The organism is Azoarcus indigens (genome assembly GCF_004361735.1).
GTDB classification, from domain to species: domain Bacteria; phylum Pseudomonadota; class Gammaproteobacteria; order Burkholderiales; family Rhodocyclaceae; genus Azoarcus; species Azoarcus indigens.
Window position 1 is genome coordinate 70349 of record NZ_SNVV01000005.1, and the last position, 18268, is coordinate 88616.

The window sequence follows — 18268 nt, forward strand, 5'->3', positions numbered from 1 at the left end:
TCTTTGTAATCTTGTCGCCCCCGCCGGCGGCGGGGGCAGAATGGCCGCCAACCGCCCGCTGCCGGGCAAGCGAGATGAAAGCGTGAAGATCCTGATCGTCGAGGACGAACCCAAGACCGGCGACTACCTGAAGCAGGGCCTGTCCGAGGCCGGCTTCGTCGTGGACCTGCTGCGCGACGGCATAGACGGCCGCCATGCGGCGCTGAGCGAGAGCTGGGACCTGCTGATCCTGGACGTGATGCTGCCCGGCGCCAGCGGCTGGGACATCCTGCGCGCGGTGCGCGCCGCCGGCCGCGATCTGCCGGTGCTCTTCCTGACCGCCCGCGACCAGGTCGAAGACCGGGTGAAGGGCCTGGAGCTGGGCGCCGACGACTACCTGGTGAAGCCCTTCGCCTTCGCCGAACTGCTCGCCCGGGTGCGCACCCTGCTGCGCCGGGGCAAGGTCCAGGCCACCGACGTGCTGCGCGCCGCCGATCTGGAACTGGACCTGATGCGCCGGCGCGCGGTGCGCGGCGGCCGCAGGGTGGAACTCACCGCCAAGGAGTTCGCCCTGCTGGAGCTCTTCATGCGGCGCCAGGGCGAGGTGCTGCCGCGCTCGCTGATCGCCTCCCAGGTGTGGGACATGAACTTCGACAGCGACACCAATGTGGTGGAGGTGGCGGTGCGCCGGCTGCGGGTAAAAATAGACGATGGCTTCGAGCCCAAGCTAATCCGCACCCTGCGCGGCATGGGCTATGTGTTCGAGGCGCCGGAGGGCGTATGAGCGGTGCGCTCCTGCTGGGCGCGGCACGCCGGCCGCTGTCCCTCACCGCGAGGCTGGCGCTGGTGTTCGCCGCCTTCGCCGCCAGCCTGCTGCTGGTGGTCGGCCTGGTGCTGGGCAAGGCGGTGGAGGACCACTTCGACGAGCTGGACGACCACGACCTCTCGGCCAAGCTGGCGATGATCGGCCACCTGCTCGGCCAGGTGGATTCCGAGGCCGCGCGAGAGGCGCTGCCGCGGCGGCTGGATGATGCCCTGGTGGGCCATGACACGGTGTCGGTGGAGCTGCTGGATGCCGCCGGGCAGGTGTTCTACAGCGCCCGCGCCGAAGGTTTTGCCGCCCAGCCGCATCAGCACGGCGCGGATACCGGCTGGCGCAGCGCGGACCACCGCCTGATCGGCCGCGAGGCGGTGTTCACCATGCCGCTGCCGCAGCCACAGGCGGTGACGGCGCGGGTCGGGCTGGACATCTCCCATCACCTGCATTTCCTGGAGGCGGTCCGGCTGCGGCTGTGGTTCGGCATCTCGGTGGCGGCGCTGTGCGCCGGCGCGCTGGGCTGGCTGGCGGCGCGCAAGGGGCTGGCGCCGCTGGGCCGGGTGACCGCCACCGCGCGCGGCTTGTCGGCCCAGCGCCTGGGCGAGCGCCTGTCCGAGCGCGACGCGCCGGCCGAGGTGCTGGCGCTGGTGGAAGCCTTCAACGGCATGCTGGACCGCATCGAGGCGGCTTTCCGCCGGCTGTCGGAGTTCTCCGCCGACCTCGCCCACGAGCTGCGCACGCCCATCTCCAACCTGATGACCGAGACGCAGGTGGCGCTCAGCCGCAGCCGCGGCGCCGACGATTATCGCGAGGTGCTGGCCTCCAACCTGGAGGAGTTCGAGCGCATCGCCCGCATGGTGGGCGACATGCTCTTCCTCGCCCAGGCGGAGAACGGCCTGCTGCCGCGACCGGCCGAAACGGTGGAACTGGCCGACGAGGCGCGGGCGCTGGCGGACTTCTACGAGGCGTTGGCGGAGGAGCAGGGCGTGGCCATCGCGGTGGCGGGCGCCGGCCGCGTCACCGGCGACCGCTTGATGCTGCGCCGCGCGCTGTCCAACCTGCTGTCCAACGCCCTGCGCCACGCCGAACGCGGCAGCACGGTGGAGATAGGCATCGCCGAGGCCGGCGGCCGTGTCGCGCTGGCAGTGCGCAATGCCGGCGACACCATCCCGCCCGAATTGCTGCCGCGCCTGTTCGAGCGCTTCCACCGCGGCGGTGCTGCGCGCGAGCGCCACGGCGAGGGCGCCGGCCTGGGGCTGGCGATCACCCGCTCCATCGTCCAGGCCCACGGCGGCGAGGTGGAGGTCGAATCCGCTGCCGGCCTCAGCACCTTCCGCCTGCTGCTGCCAGCGGTCGGGAACTCCGCCGCCGGCCGCCCACCCAATCCCGTGATCAGCCCAGACGAGGCCCCGCCATGAAAACCGCTTTCCGTTCCCGTGCCCTTGCCGTGCTGCTGTGCGCCGGCACTGCGCTTCCCGCCCTCGCCGCCGAAACGGTGACCATGTACAAGGACCCCAACTGCGGCTGCTGCGGCAAGTGGGCGGAGCACATGCGCGCCAACGGCTTCGAGGTGAAGGAAGTGGCGAGCAGCCAGATGGCGGAAATCAAGCAGACCGCCGGCCTGCCCGCCAAGCTGGCTTCATGCCACACTGCAAAGGTTGGCGGCTACGTGGTCGAAGGCCACGTACCGGCGGCGGATGTGAAGCGCCTGCTGGCGGAGAAGCCGGCGGTGGCGGGCATATCAGCCCCCGGCATGCCGCAGGGCTCGCCGGGCATGGAAGGTCCGTACCCGGCGGATCGCTACGAGGTGGTGAGCTTCGACCGCGACGGCAGGCAGGCGGTGTTCGCGCGGCACTAATTTCCGTCATCGGGGTCCGCCACTGACGCACTCATCGTCGAACAGGAGGCCTTTATGTTTGCGCTCTCTCCCCGCCGCGTGCTGCTGCACACCTGCGCCGCGGCCCTACTCTCGGCAGCCGCGGTGGCGCCGGCGCTTGCGCAGCAGGACGACACCGTGACCGGCGACCGTGGCGGCGACATGGTGGCCGACCTGGTGATCGTGCGCCCGGTGGGCCTGGTCGCCAGCGTGCTCGGCACCGCCGGCTTCGTCATCTCGCTGCCCTTCACCCTGCTCAGCGGCTCGGTGGGGGAAAGCGCGCATGAGCTGGTCGGCAAGCCCATCGAGTACACCTTTGCCCGCCCGCTGGGCGACTTCGACCACTGCGGACGGGAGCGGAGACCCTGCGGACAACGCTGATATCCGCTTCCCGCCCTTCGCACCGCCAGGAAATCGCCCCGCCAGGGGCGATTTCCGTTTCTGGAAGCAATTTGTCACCGTGTATACGACTTAAGGCTGACTCTCCTGGTCAGGCCGTGATCTATGGCGCGGTCCGCCACCCGGCTTTCCGCGATCATGCGATCGCCTGCAAAGTCTGGCGACGTGGGCACCGGCGCACCGGGCCATGCGTCCACCGTCCCGCCCCACGAGGGCGGGCGGCCCCGGGTATGGCCACGACGGCCCAGCGGATGCACCGCGCCAACCTGATCGGATAACGATGAACACCATGCCTTCCCGGCCCCGCTGCGGCGGCGGCCGGCCTGCCGGAGTGGCGCGATGAGCGCGCTCGACACCTTCTTCGTCTTCGAGCCGATCGCCGCCGACCGCCTGATCGACCCGAGCTACTCGCCATGGCTGGTGCTGCTGTCGCTCGCCATCGCCACCTTCGCCTCTTGGATGGCACTGCAGACGGTGGGGCTGGCGCGGCGCTCCACCAAGGGCAGCGTGCGGGCCGTCATGCTCGCCACCGGCAGCTTCGCCCTGGGCGGCGGCGTATGGGCGATGCACTTCGTCGGCATGCTGGCGGCGGATCTCTGCGTCACCGTGCATTACGACTTTGCTGTCACCCTGCTGTCCGCCCTGCCCAGCATGCTGGCCTCGGCGGTGGCGCTGAACCTGCTGGTGCGCTCCGAGATCAACCGTGCTCAGCTGCTGTACGGCGGCCTGCTGGTGGGGGCCGGCATCGGGGCCATGCACTACAGCGGCATGGAAGCGATGGACATGGTGCCGGTGCTGCGTTACGACCCCTGGTTGTTCCTGCTTTCCATCGCGGTGGCCGTCGTCCTTGCCACCCTGTCGTTGTGGCTCAAGTTCCGCCTGCGCAGCCTGAGCCGGCGGGTGGGCGACAGATGGGTGGTCATCGCCTCCGCCGTCGTCATGGGCATGGCCATCTCCGGCATGCACTACATGGGCATGGTGGCGGCGCGCTTCATCGGCGTGCAAGAAGCCAGCGCCACCGTGTCCGGCAACGCCAACTTCCTCGCCATCATCATCGCCATGGGCACCATCCTGCTGACGGTGAAGGTGCTGGCGGCCAACGCGCTGCTGCGCCACCGCGAGATGCTGGCCGAGGTGGGCGACCGCGAGCTGCGTCTGCGCGCCATCATGGAAACCGCGGTGGACGCGGTGGTGACCATAGACGCCGCCGGCCTCATCCACGAGTTCAACGCCTCCGCCGAGCGCATCTTCGGCTGGCGGGCGGAGGAGGTCATCGGCCGCAATGTGAACCTGCTGATGCCGGAGCCTTTCCGCGCGGGCCACGATGGCTACCTCGCTTCCTACCTGCGTACCGGCGAGGCCAAGATCATCGGCAAGGGCCGCGAGGTGGTCGGCCTGCGCAAGGACGGCAGCACGCTGCCGATGCGGCTGGCCATCGGCCACGCCCGCCTGCCGGGGCAGGATCTGTTCGTCGGTTTCATCAGCGACATCACCCAGCGCAAGCAGATGGAGCAGGCGCTGCGGGCGAGTGAGCAGCAGTACCGCTCGCTGATCACCAACATGCCGGGCATTTCCTACCGCTGCCGCTTCGATCATGACTGGAGCATGGTCTTCATCAGCGATGCGGTGGAGACGCTCACCGGCTATCCGGCCGCCGATTTCGTCGGCGCCGCACGCCAGCGCAGTTTCAACGAGCTCATCCACCCGGAAGACCGCGAGAAGGTGCGGCAGGAAGTGGATGCCGCGCTGCGCCGCGGCCGCGACTTCGTCATCGAATACCGGCTGGTGCACCAGGACGGCAGCGTGCGCTGGATGTGGGAGCACGGCAGCGCCGAGAGCACCATCGACGGCAGCGGCTCCGTCTGGCTGGACGGCGTGATCCTGGACATCAGCGCCCGCCGCGAGATGGAAGAAGCGCTGCGCCACGCCAAGGTGGCGGCGGAGCATGCCGCCGCGGCAAAGTCCGCCTTCCTCGCCAACATGAGCCACGAGATCCGCACGCCGATGAACGCCATCATCGGCTTCACCGAAGTGCTGCTCAGTGGCGAGCTGGCGCCGGAGCAACGCCGCCAGCTCGACATCGTGCGCGATTCTTCGCGCTCGCTGCTGCGCCTGCTCAACGACATCCTGGACACCGCCAAGCTGGAGCGCGGCGTGGTGGAGCTGGAGATGCTGGACTTCGACCTGCCCGAACTGCTGGCCCAGCTGGTCGCCAGCCTGGGCGTGCAGGCGCGCGGCAAGGGCCTGGAGCTGGAACTGGTGCTGGACCCGGCCCTCGCCACTCATTACCGCGGCGATTCGCTGCGCATCCGCCAGGTGCTCACCAATCTCATCGGCAACGCCCTGAAGTTCACCGAGCGTGGCCATGTCATCGTGAGGGCGGCGGCCTGCCCTGGCAGCGTGCGTTTCGCCGTCGAGGACAGCGGCATCGGCATCGCGCCGGAGCGCCTGGCGCGCATCTTCGAGCCCTTCACCCAGGCCGACGCCAGCATGAGCCGCCGCTTCGGCGGCACCGGGCTGGGCACCTCCATCAGCAAGCAGCTGGTGGAGCTGATGGGCGGCCGTATCGAGGTGGAGAGCATCCAGGGCAGGGGCAGCGTGTTCAGTTTCACCCTGCCGCTGCAGCCGGGTTCCGATCTGCGGCCTGAGGTGGTGGAAGAGGTGACGCTGCCGCCCTCGCGCATCCTGGCGGTGGATGACGTGCAGCAGAACCTGGAACTGCTCGCCACCCTGCTGCAGCGCGCCGGGCACGAGGTGGTCACCACCGCCGACGGTGCCGAAGCGGTGACGATGGCGTGCACCCAGCACTTCGACCTCATCCTGATGGACCTGCACATGCCCGGCACCGACGGGCTGGAAGCCACCCGCCGCATCCGCGAAGACGAACGCCGCATGGGTCGGCCGCGTACGCCGGTGATTGCGCTGACCGCCAGCGTGCTGGAGGAGGACCGCCGCGCTGCCTCCAGCGCCGGCATGGACGGCTTCGCCGCCAAGCCGATAGACCTCGACCAGCTGTACGCGGAGGCCGCCCGCCTGATGGGGCTGGCCACCACCGTGCGCCGCACCCTGGTACCGGCTGCGCGGCAGGAGAGCGCCCTGGATGTGGAGCGTGCGCTGCGGCTGTGGGGCGACATTGCCTCCTATCGCACCGCGCTGCAGCGTTTCGTCGCCGACAACGCCATGTTGCCCGCGCAGCTGCAACAGCACCTGGACCTGCAGCAGGCCGAGGCGGCCGGCCAGCTGGCCCATCGCGCCCGCGGCGTGGCCGCCAACCTGGGGGCGGACGCCGTCGCCCGCCTGCTCGGTGACGTCGAGCGCGCGCTGCGACTGAAGGAAAACGCCCCCTTCGGCACCTGGCTCGCCGAGCTGGAGCGCCTGCTGCGCCAGCTCGGCCGCGAGGTGGTGGAACTGGAGGAAGACAGGCCGGCCGCGGCCCCTGCGGGCGAGGCGCCTGACGTGGCCGGACTGATGCCGCTGCTCAAGCGCCTGCGCGACGAACTGAAGCGCGGCGCGCTGGACGATGGTCTGGTCCGCCGCATCCGCGAAGGCATAGGCGGACACGCCTGGGCGAGCGACTACGCGGTGGTGGAATACGACATGAGCGATTTCGATTTCGATCGCGCCGCAGAAGGGCTGGAGAGGATGTTGCAGCAGATGGGTGAAGCCGCCGGGAGCAGGGCGTCATGACGACTTCTTTTGAAACCCGGGACGAACGGCCGGTGCTGCTGTGCGTGGACGACGAGCCCGCCAACCTCCAGGTTCTGCGCCAGGTGCTGCAGCAGGATTACCGCCTGCTGTTCGCCCGCGATGGCGCCCGCGCGCTGGAGCTGGTGGCCGCCGAGCGGCCGGCGCTGATCCTGCTCGACGTGATGATGCCGGGCATGACCGGCTACCAGGTCTGCAGCGCCCTCAAGGCGGATGCCGCCCTGGCCGCCATCCCGGTCATCTTCGTCACCGCCCTCAGCGAGATGGACGACGAGGCGCGCGGCTTCGAGGTCGGCGCGGTGGACTACATCGTCAAGCCGCTGCGGCCGGCCATCGTCCGCGCCCGGGTGCGCACCCACCTCTCGCTGGTGCGGGTGGAGGAGCTGCGCGAAACCCGCCTGCAGATCATCCAGCGCCTCGGCCTCGCCGCCGAGTACAAGGACAACGAGACCGGCCTCCACGTCATCCGCATGAGCCACTACAGCCGGCTGCTGGCGCTGGCCTGCGGCTGGTCGGAGGCGCGCGCCGACGATCTTTTCCATGCCGCGCCCATGCACGACATCGGCAAGATCGGCGTGCCCGACAACATCCTGCGCAAGAACGGCGCGCTGACGCCGGAGGAGTGGGACGTGATGCGCAGCCATGTGGACATCGGCGCCCGCATCATCGGCGAGCATGATGGCGGCCTGCTCGCCATGGCCGCCGTCATCGCCGGCTCCCACCACGAGAAGTGGGACGGCAGCGGCTACCCGCAAGGCCTGGCCGGCGAGGCCATCCCCATCGAAGGCCGCATCGTCGCGGTCGCCGACGTGTTCGACGCCCTCACCAGCGTCCGCCCCTACAAACCGGCCTGGACGGTGGAGGATGCCTGCGCGCTGCTGCGCGACCAGCGTGGCCGCCACTTCGATCCCGCCCTGGTGGACCGCTTCCTCGGCTGCCTGCCGGCGGTGCTGGAGGTCAAGGCCCGCTGGGCCGAAACGGAGGCCTGAGGTCCGCTCCGCCGCGCTGCAGCGGCCGTCGTGTGCGTTTGTCATGCGGGGCAGGCGGATGCACTTCGCCGCGGTTTGCAGGTGGGCATGGCGGGGCCTAAAGTCAGACGTAAGGCCGCCGCCATCCGCTGGCGGCCAGTCTCTAGAGGCGAGGAAGCGAAGCTATGTCCGCCATGGCCGGGTTGCGCGTTTTCCACTTGCCGCGGCTGGCGCTCGGCACCGCCCTGCTGCTGTTCTGCATGGCTGCTGCCGCCGAGGTGCGCGTGGCGGAGTCGGCGACGGCCGCCTCCCCGTGTGGCGCCGGCTCTTCCGCCTGCCTCACCCAATCCGCCCACACAGCCGCCAGCGCGGCCAGCGGGCTGACGCCGGCGGACGCTCCCGCCGCCGCCGTATGGCGCGGCACGCCGCTGGCCGGCCTCGCTCCCCTTCAACCGATGATGGCGCTCGATGAGGCCGCGCCCAGCCTGGGTGGCAGCATGCTGCCATCCGGCTGGCTGGCTGAAGGTGTGGCTTCACCGCTGCCGGTGTTGCTGCCCTTGGCGCTGCTGGGTGTGCTGGCGATTGTCGCGGCGCTGGGCTACGCCGGTTGGCGCCGGCGCCGCCAGGCCGGCAACCTGCCGCCGCTGCCGCTGCCGGCCCAAGGCCTGGTCGCGGCGATAGGGCGGTCGGTTGAGATGGCTGACCGCCAGGAGCAGACCCTGGAGACGCGCCGCGCAGAGATCGCCGGCGCGGCGGCGGAGCTACGGGAGCTCGCGGCGCAGACCCGGCTGATGGCCTTGAATGCCCGCACCGAAGCCGCCTGTGCCGGCCCCGGCGGCCTGCCGATGGCACGGGCGGCGGAGCGGGTGGACCGGTTGGCCTGCCAGGTGGCCCGCACCGCGGATGAAATCGGCCAGGCCATCGCGGTGCTGGATGGTGAGGGCGGAGAGCCGCCGGAGACGCCGGGCAAGGCCAGGGCCAGCGAAGGCTGGCCGGCCGGAATCGCGCTGGCGCGGGTGCACGAAGCTGCGCTGGCAACCCGTGAGCAGGGCGGCGGCAGCGAGGTGGCGGCGCGCAAGCTGGAGAGCGTCGCCCACGTCATTGAGCAGGTCGGCGCCTCCCTGCGCCAGACCGCCGCGGTGCTGGATGAAACGATAGGACAGGCGCGGCATTGACTGGGGCCGGGGGCGCATAGCGGGCTCCGGTATCCAGCCCAAGCGCCCATGCTCTGACGGGCGCCCCTCTTTCCAGCCACACTCTCCAGCCCGGCTGTGCGCCGACCCTGCGGCCTGCCGCGTCGCCAGGGCGCTCAGGCGGGCCGGGCTTCGCTTTTCCACCAGGCCCCGCGCAGGGAGTAAGGGTATTGCTGCGGATGCGGGCTGTAAGGCTGGCTGGGAGCGCCGCCTGCCCAGCCGATCCGGCTCACCCGGCGGCGACGGTATCCGTCTGCCGCTTCAGCAGCGCGGCCAGCCAGCGCTTGGCGTCCCGCTGGGTGCGCTCCTCGGTGAGGCGCTGGCACAGCGAATCGGCCACCTCCTCGAAGCTCAGCATGCGCTCCGGGCTGATGGCATCGCAGCGCACCAGGTGGAAGCCCAGCTCGGATTCCACCGGCGCCGACAGCTCCCCCGGCCGCAGTGCGAACAAGGCCTCGTCCAGCTCCGGGTAGAGATGGCCGCGCGGCACCTCGCCCAGCAGACCGCCGTTGAGCGCGGTGGGGCATTCGGAGTGCTTGGCCGCCTGCTCTTCGAAGCGCTCCGGCTTGTTGCCCAGGCGGCGGGCGATCTCCTTGATGCGGTGCTGCACCCGCTCGCGGGTGTTGTCGGTGTAGTCCTCGTTCACCGTGATCAGGATGTGGCGGGCGGTGCGGCGCTCCGGGCTGTGGAAGCGCTCGCGGTGGTTGAGGTAGAAGATCTCCGCCTCGGTGCGGCCGACCTCGCCGGCGCGCGAGCCCACGCGGGACAGCACCGCCTCCACCAGCAGGTCGCGCTGCAGCGCGGCGCTCAGGGCGGTCTCGTTCAGGCCGACCGCGTCCATCGCGGCGTTGAAGGCCTCCACCTCCGGGAAGCTGCCGCGGATCTCCTCCAGCGAGCTGGTGACCGCGTCGGGCGCCAGGCACACGCCCTGGGCTTCATCGCTGGCGAGGACAACGGCCTCGATCTGCACGTAGCGCCGGGCAACGGATTGCACCCGTTCCCGGTCGGCGCCTTCCAGCGAGCTGGCGTCGCGGCCGAACAGGGCGAGGGCGGCTTTCAGTTCGTAGTAGGCGGTGTTGCTCATGACCTCATGCTCCCGGAACTTGCCGTACTGCCGCCGTACAGGCGGCGGGGTGAAGAAGGGTGTTCATGCGCTTTCCTCTTCGTCGGCGTCCGCGTCGTCCTGGGCCGAGAGCTGGCGCTTGCGCACCGGCGGCGCCGGCAGGGGTTCCAGCGAGGCTTCGGGAATACAGAGGAAGCGGTTGGGGAAGGAGACGTGGTAATGCACGCCGCCGGGCATGTCGCGCAGCACGCGGATGACCTCGCCCACCGTGCCCTTGGGCACGACCACCTCGCCATCCACCGCGAAGCTGCGGCCGGCGAGCACTTTCTCGCGCGACTCGTAGCGGCTGGGGTTCCACGCCTCGTCGGCGCCGATCAGCTCTTCCTGGCGGCAGCCGACGATGCGGTCGATCTCGAGGAAATGCACGGTGTAGATGATCTGGTCCTGCAGGAAGGTGCCGATCTCGATCACCGTGCCTATGCTGCCGCGGCGCACCAGCAACTCGCCCACGTCCATGCCGGGGAAGGTGCCGTCGTCGCGCACATTGCGGGTGACGCGGACGCGGTCGCCGTAGTCGAACTCGGGGCGCATGGTCGGCCGGGCTCCTGTGTGTGCCTTGCGGGGATCAGCGCTTGACGTCGCCGAGGGAGACGAAGGCGGTGCCGCTGGCCTTCTTGAACACCGCGAAGACCTTCTCGGTGACCGCGTCGGACACGGTGAAATCCTGGTAGGCGAGTTCCAGGAAGCGCTTGTTGTGGGCGCGCACCGTGTCTTCGTCGTCCGCCTCGGGGGCGTTGTGGGCGAGGTAGTCGTGGAAGCGCTGCAGGATGTGCAGGCGGTTCACATGCACCACCGCCGGGTCGTAGTCGACGCCGAAGTAGTTCAGGAAGTCTTCGGCGGACGACAGTTCTTCCATTGCTTCGTCCAGGGTGAGTTCGTCCATGAGGGGCTCCGCTTGGCTGTCAGTTGACGGGGGCGACGATAAGGGGTGGATCGATTTCGGCGGCGCGGGCGATGTCGAGCAGCGCCTTGCCGCCCATGCGGTCGGCGTCGTCCACCCGTACCAGGGTTTCCAGCAGGCCGACGGCGTCGTGGATCTGGCCCAGCCGCAGCTTGATGTAGGCGGCGGCCTTGAGGGCGGAGAGGTAGAAGCGGGTCAGCGTCATCGACTCGCGGGCGGCGGCCACGATCAGCGCTTCGTCCAGGCCCTGGCCGTCGGCCGGCAGGCCGACGCGGGCGCCGCTGACGGCGATGGAGCGCCAGACGATGGCTTCCGACTTGTCCATCTGGTGGCGGTAGAAGTGGTAGCGGTAGAGCGCCACCAGCACCATCAGGTGGTCCGGTGCGGCCTCGGCGGCCCGGGCCAGCAGGCCCTCGGCCTCCGGCTCGCCGTAGCAGGCGCCGGCGCCTTCGATCAGCTCCAGCACGCCGTCGGGCAGCGGGTCGTCGAAGTACAGCGGTTGCGGGTCGAAATGCAGCAGGTCCATCACTTCACCTCGGCGGTCTCGGGTTGGCAGGCACAGGTGGGACAGGCGCCATCGGTATTGGCGTTGCAGTCGATCGCGCCTTGCGCCAGCAGCGGCACCACCGCGTGGGCGGCCGGCGCCGCGGCGGCGGCGCGCAGCCCGGCCAGCTCGGATTCCAGCGACTTGATGCGGTCCACCAGGCAGTTCAGCGTGTGCCCGACCGGGTCCGGCAGCAGGTGATGGTCGAGGTTGAGTTCGTCGGTGGCGGCCAGGATGGGGGCTTCGCGCCTCACCACCCGGGCGGGGATGCCGACCACCGTGCGGTCGGCCGGCACGTTCTTCACCACCACCGAGTTGGCGCCCACCCGCACCCGCGGGCCTATGGTGATGGCGCCGAGGATCTTGGCGCCGGCGCCGACCACCACATGGTCGCCCAGCGTGGGATGGCGCTTGCCCGGGTTCCAGGTGGTGCCGCCCAGGGTGACGCCGTGGTACAGGGTGACGTCGTCGCCGATCTCGGCGGTCTCGCCCACCACCACGCCGGCGCCGTGGTCGATGAAGAAGCGGCGGCCGATGCGGGCGCCGGGGTGGATGTCCACATTGGTGAAGACGCGCGCCAGGAAGCTCACCAGCCGCGCCGGGTAGCGCCAGCCGCGGCGCCACAGGGCATGGGCGATGCGGTGGGACATCACCGCATGCACGCCGGGATAGGTGGTGAGCACTTCCCAGGCGGTGCGGGCGGCGGGGTCTCGGCCGAAGACGCAGCGCACGTCCTCGCGCAGCAGGGCGAACAGGCCCGGCTCGGCGGTTTCTCCAGTCATGGCGGCGGATTTCGTGTTCATGGCGTCAGGCTCCGGCCAACGGCAGACCGTCCGCCTCCAGGCGGGCGTGCAGGCCGGGCAGCAGGTCGGCGGGCCGGGTGCTGCTGGCACGCAGCTCGGCATGGAAGGCGAGCAGGTCGGCGCTGTCCGGCGTGCGCTTGGCCTGGCTGGCGAAGTCGCGGATGCGGGCCAGCAGGCAGGCGGTTTCGGCGTCGTTCAGGGCGATGCCCAGCGCGGCGTAGGCGGTGACCACGCCACGGCCGCCGGAGTGCTTGCCCAGCAGCAGGCGGTGGCTGCGGCCGAGCAGGGCGGGGTCTATGCCCTGGTAGTTGGCCGGGTCCTTCAGCAGGCCGTCCACATGGATGCCGGCCTCGTGGGTGAACACGCCCTCGCCGACCACGCTCTTGTGCCAGCCCACCGGCCGGCCGGAGGCATGCGCCACCGCCTGGGAGGCATCCAGCAGGCGGCGAAAGTCGATCAACTCGCCGACGCCGTGGAACTGGCGCAGGCCGAGGGCGACTTCTTCCAGCGCGGCGTTGCCGGCGCGCTCGCCCAGGCCGTTCACCGTGGTGTTCACATGGGTGGCGCCGGCCCGCACCGCCGCCAGGGTGTTGGCGGTGGCCAGCCCGAGGTCGTCGTGGGCATGCATCTCCAGCTCCAGCGTACAGGCGGCGCGCAGGGCGGCGATGGCTTCGAAGGTGGCGAAGGGGTCCAGCACGCCCAGGGTGTCGGCGAAGCGGAAGCGGCGGGCGCCGGCGGCCTCGGCGGCCTGCACGACTTCGGTGAGGAAGGCCGGATCGGCACGCGAGGCATCCTCGCCGCCGACGCCGACATCGAAGCCGGCCTCGCGCGCCACGGGCACCCAGCGGGCGATGCGCGCCAGCACCTCGTCGCGGTCGGCGCCCAGCTTGTGGCGGATCTGCTGGTCGGACACCGGCACCGACAGCTCCAGCATGTGTACCGGCAGGCTGCGGCAGGCGTCGATGTCCTTGCCGGTGAGCCGGCCCCAGACGATGAGCCGGGTATCGTGGCCAGCATCGGCCAGGGTGGCGGCCATGGCGCGGATGTCACCGGCCTCCTCCGCGCCCATGGCGGGGATGCCGATCTCCAGCTCCGGCACCCCGATCTCGGCCAGGATGCGGGCGATCTCGCACTTCTCGGCGCGGGTGAAGGCTACCCCGGCCGATTGTTCGCCGTCGCGCAGCGTCGTGTCGTCGATCACCACTGTGGCAGCCATTGCCGCTTCCTCCTGGGCGTGGGTCAGGCGTAGGTGGGGGCGAAGGCCTTTTCCGGGTCCGTCACCGGCCCGTTCTCGCCCCAGTAGGGCGACAGCTTGCGCAGCTGGGCGATGATGGGCGGCACCGCGGCGATCACGCGGTCGATCTCCGTCTCGGTGTTCTCGTGCGACAGCGAGAAGCGGATGGTGCCGTGGGCGGCGGTGTAGGGAATGCCCATCGCCCGCATCACGTGGGAGGGTTCCAGCGAGCCGGAGGTGCAGGCGGAGCCGGAGGAGGCGGCGATGCCCTGCTTGTTCAACAGCATCAGGATGGCTTCGCCTTCCACGTATTCGAAGGCGATGTTCAGCGTGTTGGGCAGGCGGTTGTCCACATCGCCGGTGGCGAAGGCGTGCGGCACGGCGGAGAGGATGCCGGCCTGCAGCTTGTCGCGCAGGGCGCGCACATAGGTGTTTTCCAGCTCCATGCGCTCCAGCGCCAGTTCGGCGGCGACGCCCAGGCCGATGATGGAGGGCACGTTCTCGGTGCCGGCACGGCGGCCGCGCTCCTGGCCGCCGCCGCGCAGCAGCGGGCGGAAGCGGGCGCCGCGGCGCAGGTAGAGCGCGCCTATGCCCTTGGGCGCGTGCAGCTTGTGGCCGGACATGGAGAGCATGTCAATGGCAGAGTTGGCCAGGTCCAGCGGGATCTTGCCCACCGCTTGTACCGCGTCGGTGTGGAACAGGATGCCGGCGGCGTGCGCCATCTCGGCCATCTGCTTCACCGGGAAGTAGGTGCCGGTCTCGTTGTTGGCCCACATCACCGACACCACCGCCACTTTGTCGCTCAGCAGCGCGGCGTACTCGTCCAGGTTCAACCGGCCCTTGCCGTCCACCTTCAGGCGGTGGATGGTGTAGCCCTCTTTTTCCAGCTGGTCGCACAGGTGCAGCACCGCGTGGTGCTCCACCGTGGTGGTGATGATTTCCTTGCGCTCCGGGTTGGCCTTGAGCGCCGACAGGATGGCGGTGTTGTCCGCCTCGGTGCCGCCGGCGGTGTAGATGATCTCGGAGTCGTACTCCGCCCCCAGCAGCTTCTGCAGCGAGGCCCGGGCGCTCTTCACCGCGTGGCCGACCTTGGCGCCGAAGCTGTGCATGGACGAGGGGTTGCCGAACTGCTCGGTGAAGTAGGGCAGCATGGCCGCGACCGCTTCCGGCGCGCAGCGGGTGGTGGCGTTGTTGTCGAGGTAGATCGGGGTCGGGCTGGGGATGCTCATCATGCTCTCCGCTGGGCTGCGCCGCGCCGGTCCGGGGTGGCCGGCCAGTACGGTGCAGAGGCTGTGTCGCTGGCGGTCGCGGTTGGCGCCGCCGGTGTCTGGCCTGCCCCGCCCGCCAGGGGTGGGGCAGGGGGAGTCGGTCAGGCGGGCAGGGTGTTGGGGGCGAACTTGGCGGTGGCCTTCACCGGGATGACCTTCACCAGCTCACCCAGGGCTTCGACCATCTGCGCCTGCACGCCGCCCAGCGTGGCCGCTTCCATCTGGCAGCCGGCGCAGGCGCCCTTCATGGACACGTAGATGTTCTTGCCATCCACATCCACCAGCTCGATGTCGCCGTGGTCGCGCTGCAGGTTGGGGCGGGCCTTCTCGATGACCTGCTCGATCTTGCGGATGCGCTCCAGCGTGGTGAGCTTGCCCGGCACCTTCTTCTCCGGCGGCGGCGCCGGCTTGAAGTCTTCGCCGCGCTCGGCCAGCACCTTGGCGAGGATTTCCTCTATGCCTTCGTGGCAGGAGGAACAGCCGCCGCCGGCCTTGGTGTAGTTGGTCACCTGCTCGACGCTGCACAGGTTGTTGGCGCGTATGGTCTCTTCGATCATCACCGCGTCCACCGCGAAGCACTTGCAGATCAGCGCGCCTTCCTCGTGGTCGTCCTTCCATTCCTCGCCGCGGTAGTTGGCGACGGCGGATTGCAGGGCTTCGCGGCCCATCACCGAGCAGTGCATCTTCTCGGGCGGCAGGCCGCCGAGGAAGTCGGCGATGTCCTGGTTGGACACTTCCAGCGCCTGCTCCAGGGTCTTGCCCTTGATGATCTCGGTCAGCGCCGAGCTGGAGGCGATGGCCGAGCCGCAGCCGAAGGTCTGGAAGGAGGCGTCGAGGATGGTTTCGTTGGCCGGATCCACCTTCAGCATCAGCCGCAGCGCGTCGCCGCAGGAGATGGAACCCACCTCGCCGATGGCGTTGGCATCCGGCAGCGGGCCGGCGTTACGCGGGTTGTAGAAGTGTTCCTTGACGGTATCGGAGTAGTCCCACATGGCGTTCTCCCGGTATCAGGCGGAGAAGGACTGGCCACAGGCGCAGCCGCCGGTGGCATTCGGGTTTTCGAACTTGAAGCCGGAGCCGGACAGGGAGTCGACGAAATCGACGGTGACGCCGTCCAGCATCGGGGCGGAGTAGGGATCGACCAGCAGGGTCACGCCGCCCATCTCGACGACCATGTCGTCTTCTGCCTTCTCGGCTTCCAACTTCATGCCGTACTGCAGGCCGGAGCAGCCGCCGCCCTGCACATGGATGCGCAGACCGGCAACCGGGTCGGCGGAGGTGGAGATGAAACGGCTGACAGCCTGCAGCGCGCTGGGGGTGAGGTTGATCATGTTCGGTTCTCCTGGGGAAGAGGGTGTGTCGCCGAACATGGTGCAAAGGCTATGCCATCGCGAAGGAAAACGTATCTAGCTGGTTTTAAAGGATTTGTCGTGCTCGTGCCATGTCGCGAAGGGGACGCGCTCCGGCCATTGTCGGTTTTGTGACAAGCAGGCGAAAAACCCTTTTGTCAGCATGCCTTATGGCTTCCGCCAGCACACTAGAATGTGGCCACGCAGTCGCGCCGGAAACGAATCGCCGGCGCTTCGTACAAACAATAAACAGCCGGCGGCCGGGCATCCTGTTTGCGGCAGTAGTGTCCGAAAAGGTAATACGTAATACGCTGACCGCCTGGCAGTGGAGGGACGACCTATGGTTCTGCTCGACATGATGGGTGGGGTGGCCCTGCTGCTGTGGGGGCTGCACATGGTCCACAGCGGCATCGTGCGTGCCTTCGGCGCCGACCTCAGGCGCGCGCTGGGCGGCGCGCTGCGCAACCGCTTCCAGGCGCTGGCCGCCGGCCTCGGTATTACCGCATTGCTCCAGAGCAGTACCGCCACCGCGCTGATGCTGACTTCCTTCGCCGCCGGCGGCGTCATCAGCCTGGTGCCGGCGCTGGCCACCATGCTGGGCGCCAACATCGGCACCAGCCTCATCGTCCAGCTGCTGTCCTTCAACGTCTCCGCGCTGGCGCCCATCCTGCTGGTGGTGGGGGTGGTCGCCTTCCGCCGGGGCGCGCGCACCCGCACGCGGGATCTCGGCCGTGTCGCCATCGGCCTCGGGCTGATGCTGCTGTCGCTGCACCTGCTGCTGAATAGCCTTGCGCCGGTGGAGCATTCGCCGCTGGTGCGGGATGTGTTCGCCGCCGCCACCGACGAGGCCCTGGTCTGTCTGGTGATAGGCGCGCTGTTGACCTGGGCGGCGCATTCCAGCGTGGCGGTGGTGCTGCTGGTGATGTCGCTGGCGCAATCCCAGCTCATCGGCGTGGAGGCGGCGCTGGCGATGGTGCTGGGAGCAAACCTTGGGGCCGCCCTCAACCCGCTGTTCGAAGGTGGTGCCGCCGGCAACCCGGCTTCGCGCCGCCTGCCGGTGGGCAACCTGCTCAACCGCATCGTCGGCTGCCTGTTGCTGCTGCCCTTCCTCGGCCCGGTGGCGGACTGGCTGGCCAGCGTCGATCCCCAGCCGGTGCGGGTGGCGGCGGACTTCCACATTCTCTTCAATCTGGCGATGGCGCTGCTCTTCCTGCCGCTGCTCAACCCGCTGGCGCGGCTGCTGGAGCGCTTCCTGCCGGAGCGGGCGGCGCCCGCCGACCCCGGCACGCCGCTCTACCTGGATGCCGCCGCCCTCGACACGCCGGCGGTGGCGCTGGCCTGCGCCGCCCGCGAGACGCTGCACATGGGCGACGTGGTGGAAGGCATGTTCCACCGCGGCATGAACGCCCTGCTGAGCAACGATCGCAAGCTGGTGGCCGAAGTGTCGGCGATGGACGACGCAGTGGACCGCCTGCACGAGGCAATCAAGCTCTACGTGATCCAGCTCACCCGCGGCAGCCTGGAGGAGCACGAGGGCCAGCGGGCGATGGAGATCATGTCGCTGTCCATCAACCTGGAGCATGTCGGCGACATCGTGGACAAGAACCTGATGGAGCTGGCGGCGAAGAAGATCAAGCACCGCCTGGAATTCTCCCGCGAGGGCGCAGCCGAACTGGAGGCCATGCACCAGCACATCGCTGCCAACTTCAAGCTCGCCGCCAGCGCCTTCCTCACTGGCGACGCCCGGGTGGCGCGCCAGCTGCTGGAGGAGAAGACGCGGCTGCGGGAGATCGAACAGGCCGCCGGGGAGAGCCACATGGCGCGCCTGCGCGAGGGCCGGCCGGAGAGCCTGGAGACCAGCTCGCTGCACCTGGATGTGCTGCGCGACCTCAAGCGCATCCACTCTCACCTGTGCGCCGCGGCCTACCCGGTGCTGGACGCGAGGGGTGAGCTGCGGGACAGCCGGCTCAAGCCGGCAGCGAAGCCGAGCGGGGAGCCGGTGGCCGCGGAGGAACTGCGGCCGCATTCGTCGGGTTGAGGGGTTGGGGGTTTCTCCCTCTTGCGGGAGAGGGGGAAGCCGGCGGCGGGATCAGCGGGATTGCAGCGTGA

At 69.6% G+C, this 18268-nt stretch carries 17 protein-coding genes; 8 read left to right on the forward strand and 9 right to left on the reverse strand.

The window, feature by feature from the left end; genetic code table 11:
• Positions 1-82 precede the first annotated feature (82 nt).
• From C7389_RS07520 to C7389_RS07550, 7 genes are all read left to right on the forward strand, one after another.
• Positions 83-763 carry a heavy metal response regulator transcription factor gene (locus tag C7389_RS07520; RefSeq protein WP_133590287.1) on the forward strand — a complete coding sequence of 227 codons (681 nt, stop codon included), beginning with the start codon at positions 83-85 and terminating at the stop codon, positions 761-763.
• Positions 760-2214, forward strand: coding sequence for a heavy metal sensor histidine kinase (locus C7389_RS07525; protein ID WP_133589967.1), 1455 nt, complete (start codon positions 760-762; stop codon positions 2212-2214). The genes C7389_RS07520 and C7389_RS07525 overlap by 4 nt, the downstream gene beginning before the upstream one ends.
• On the forward strand, positions 2211-2654 hold the full coding sequence (locus tag C7389_RS07530) for a DUF411 domain-containing protein (protein WP_133589969.1): 444 nt from the start codon (positions 2211-2213) through the stop codon (positions 2652-2654). Before C7389_RS07525 ends, C7389_RS07530 begins: the two co-directional genes overlap by 4 nt.
• Positions 2655-2708: 54 nt before the next feature.
• Positions 2709-3053, forward strand: a complete 345-nt coding sequence (locus C7389_RS07535) for a hypothetical protein (protein WP_133589971.1) — start codon at positions 2709-2711, stop codon at positions 3051-3053.
• A gap of 357 nt (positions 3054-3410) precedes the next feature.
• Positions 3411-6758, forward strand: a complete 3348-nt coding sequence (locus tag C7389_RS07540; protein ID WP_133589972.1) for a PAS domain S-box protein — start codon at positions 3411-3413, stop codon at positions 6756-6758.
• Positions 6755-7765 (forward strand): HD domain-containing phosphohydrolase, encoded by a 1011-nt coding sequence (locus C7389_RS07545; RefSeq protein ID WP_133589974.1) that lies wholly within the window; start codon positions 6755-6757, stop codon positions 7763-7765. Before C7389_RS07540 ends, C7389_RS07545 begins: the two co-directional genes overlap by 4 nt.
• Positions 7766-7929: 164 nt before the next feature.
• Positions 7930-8919: a methyl-accepting chemotaxis protein gene (locus C7389_RS07550; protein WP_133589976.1), complete on the forward strand. Its 990-nt coding sequence runs from the start codon at positions 7930-7932 to the stop codon at positions 8917-8919.
• A 247-nt stretch (positions 8920-9166) separates the two neighbouring features.
• Here the strand turns inward: C7389_RS07550 and nifM are convergent, their stop codons facing one another.
• From nifM to C7389_RS07595, 9 genes are all read right to left on the reverse strand, one after another.
• Positions 9167-10021 carry a nitrogen fixation protein NifM gene (gene nifM / locus C7389_RS07555; RefSeq protein ID WP_133589978.1) on the reverse strand — a complete coding sequence of 285 codons (855 nt, stop codon included), beginning with the start codon at positions 10019-10021 and terminating at the stop codon, positions 9167-9169.
• A 63-nt stretch (positions 10022-10084) separates the two neighbouring features.
• A complete protein-coding gene (locus C7389_RS07560) occupies positions 10085-10591 on the reverse strand; it encodes a nitrogen fixation protein NifZ (RefSeq protein WP_133589980.1) in 507 nt (168 codons plus the stop codon).
• A 34-nt stretch (positions 10592-10625) separates the two neighbouring features.
• Positions 10626-10943, reverse strand: a complete 318-nt coding sequence (nifW, locus tag C7389_RS07565) for a nitrogenase-stabilizing/protective protein NifW (protein WP_133589982.1) — start codon at positions 10941-10943, stop codon at positions 10626-10628.
• 19 nt (positions 10944-10962) lie between these two features.
• Positions 10963-11487, reverse strand: coding sequence for a hypothetical protein (locus C7389_RS07570; RefSeq protein ID WP_133589984.1), 525 nt, complete (start codon positions 11485-11487; stop codon positions 10963-10965).
• Positions 11487-12308 carry a serine O-acetyltransferase gene (gene cysE, locus C7389_RS07575; RefSeq protein WP_133589986.1) on the reverse strand — a complete coding sequence of 274 codons (822 nt, stop codon included), beginning with the start codon at positions 12306-12308 and terminating at the stop codon, positions 11487-11489. The genes C7389_RS07570 and cysE overlap by 1 nt, the downstream gene beginning before the upstream one ends.
• A 4-nt stretch (positions 12309-12312) precedes the next feature.
• A complete protein-coding gene (gene nifV / locus C7389_RS07580) occupies positions 12313-13524 on the reverse strand; it encodes a homocitrate synthase (RefSeq protein WP_133589987.1) in 1212 nt (403 codons plus the stop codon).
• 23 nt (positions 13525-13547) lie between these two features.
• Positions 13548-14774 carry a cysteine desulfurase NifS gene (gene nifS / locus C7389_RS07585; protein WP_246034673.1) on the reverse strand — a complete coding sequence of 409 codons (1227 nt, stop codon included), beginning with the start codon at positions 14772-14774 and terminating at the stop codon, positions 13548-13550.
• A gap of 137 nt (positions 14775-14911) precedes the next feature.
• Complete coding sequence (nifU, locus tag C7389_RS07590; RefSeq protein WP_133589989.1) at positions 14912-15802, reverse strand: Fe-S cluster assembly protein NifU; 891 nt, start codon at positions 15800-15802, stop codon at positions 14912-14914.
• A gap of 15 nt (positions 15803-15817) precedes the next feature.
• On the reverse strand, positions 15818-16141 hold the full coding sequence (locus C7389_RS07595) for a HesB/IscA family protein (RefSeq protein ID WP_133589991.1): 324 nt from the start codon (positions 16139-16141) through the stop codon (positions 15818-15820).
• Between the two features lie 358 nt (positions 16142-16499).
• On the opposite strand from C7389_RS07595, the gene C7389_RS07600 reads away from it, so the two are divergent.
• Positions 16500-18197, forward strand: a complete 1698-nt coding sequence (locus tag C7389_RS07600) for a Na/Pi cotransporter family protein (RefSeq protein ID WP_133589993.1) — start codon at positions 16500-16502, stop codon at positions 18195-18197.
• Positions 18198-18268 lie beyond the last annotated feature (71 nt).

Excerpts from the sequence above, each read along its gene's own strand:
- nifM (WP_133589978.1), bottom strand. The coding sequence starts at position 10,021 with ATGAGCAACACCGCCTACTACGAACTGAAAGCCGCCCTCGCCCTGTTC.
- nifU (WP_133589989.1), bottom strand. The coding sequence starts at position 15,802 with ATGTGGGACTACTCCGATACCGTCAAGGAACACTTCTACAACCCGCGT.
- nifS (WP_246034673.1), bottom strand. The coding sequence starts at position 14,774 with ATGATGAGCATCCCCAGCCCGACCCCGATCTACCTCGACAACAACGCC.
- C7389_RS07570 (WP_133589984.1), bottom strand. The coding sequence starts at position 11,487 with ATGGACCTGCTGCATTTCGACCCGCAACCGCTGTACTTCGACGACCCG.
- C7389_RS07545 (WP_133589974.1), top strand. The coding sequence starts at position 6,755 with ATGACGACTTCTTTTGAAACCCGGGACGAACGGCCGGTGCTGCTGTGC.
- C7389_RS07600 (WP_133589993.1), top strand. The coding sequence starts at position 16,500 with ATGGTTCTGCTCGACATGATGGGTGGGGTGGCCCTGCTGCTGTGGGGG.
- C7389_RS07535 (WP_133589971.1), top strand. The coding sequence starts at position 2,709 with ATGTTTGCGCTCTCTCCCCGCCGCGTGCTGCTGCACACCTGCGCCGCG.
- C7389_RS07595 (WP_133589991.1), bottom strand. The coding sequence starts at position 16,141 with ATGATCAACCTCACCCCCAGCGCGCTGCAGGCTGTCAGCCGTTTCATC.
- C7389_RS07540 (WP_133589972.1), top strand. The coding sequence starts at position 3,411 with ATGAGCGCGCTCGACACCTTCTTCGTCTTCGAGCCGATCGCCGCCGAC.
- C7389_RS07560 (WP_133589980.1), bottom strand. The coding sequence starts at position 10,591 with ATGCGCCCCGAGTTCGACTACGGCGACCGCGTCCGCGTCACCCGCAAT.
- nifV (WP_133589987.1), bottom strand. The coding sequence starts at position 13,524 with ATGGCTGCCACAGTGGTGATCGACGACACGACGCTGCGCGACGGCGAA.
- C7389_RS07550 (WP_133589976.1), top strand. The coding sequence starts at position 7,930 with ATGTCCGCCATGGCCGGGTTGCGCGTTTTCCACTTGCCGCGGCTGGCG.
- C7389_RS07530 (WP_133589969.1), top strand. The coding sequence starts at position 2,211 with ATGAAAACCGCTTTCCGTTCCCGTGCCCTTGCCGTGCTGCTGTGCGCC.
- nifW (WP_133589982.1), bottom strand. The coding sequence starts at position 10,943 with ATGGACGAACTCACCCTGGACGAAGCAATGGAAGAACTGTCGTCCGCC.
- cysE (WP_133589986.1), bottom strand. The coding sequence starts at position 12,308 with ATGAACACGAAATCCGCCGCCATGACTGGAGAAACCGCCGAGCCGGGC.
- C7389_RS07525 (WP_133589967.1), top strand. The coding sequence starts at position 760 with ATGAGCGGTGCGCTCCTGCTGGGCGCGGCACGCCGGCCGCTGTCCCTC.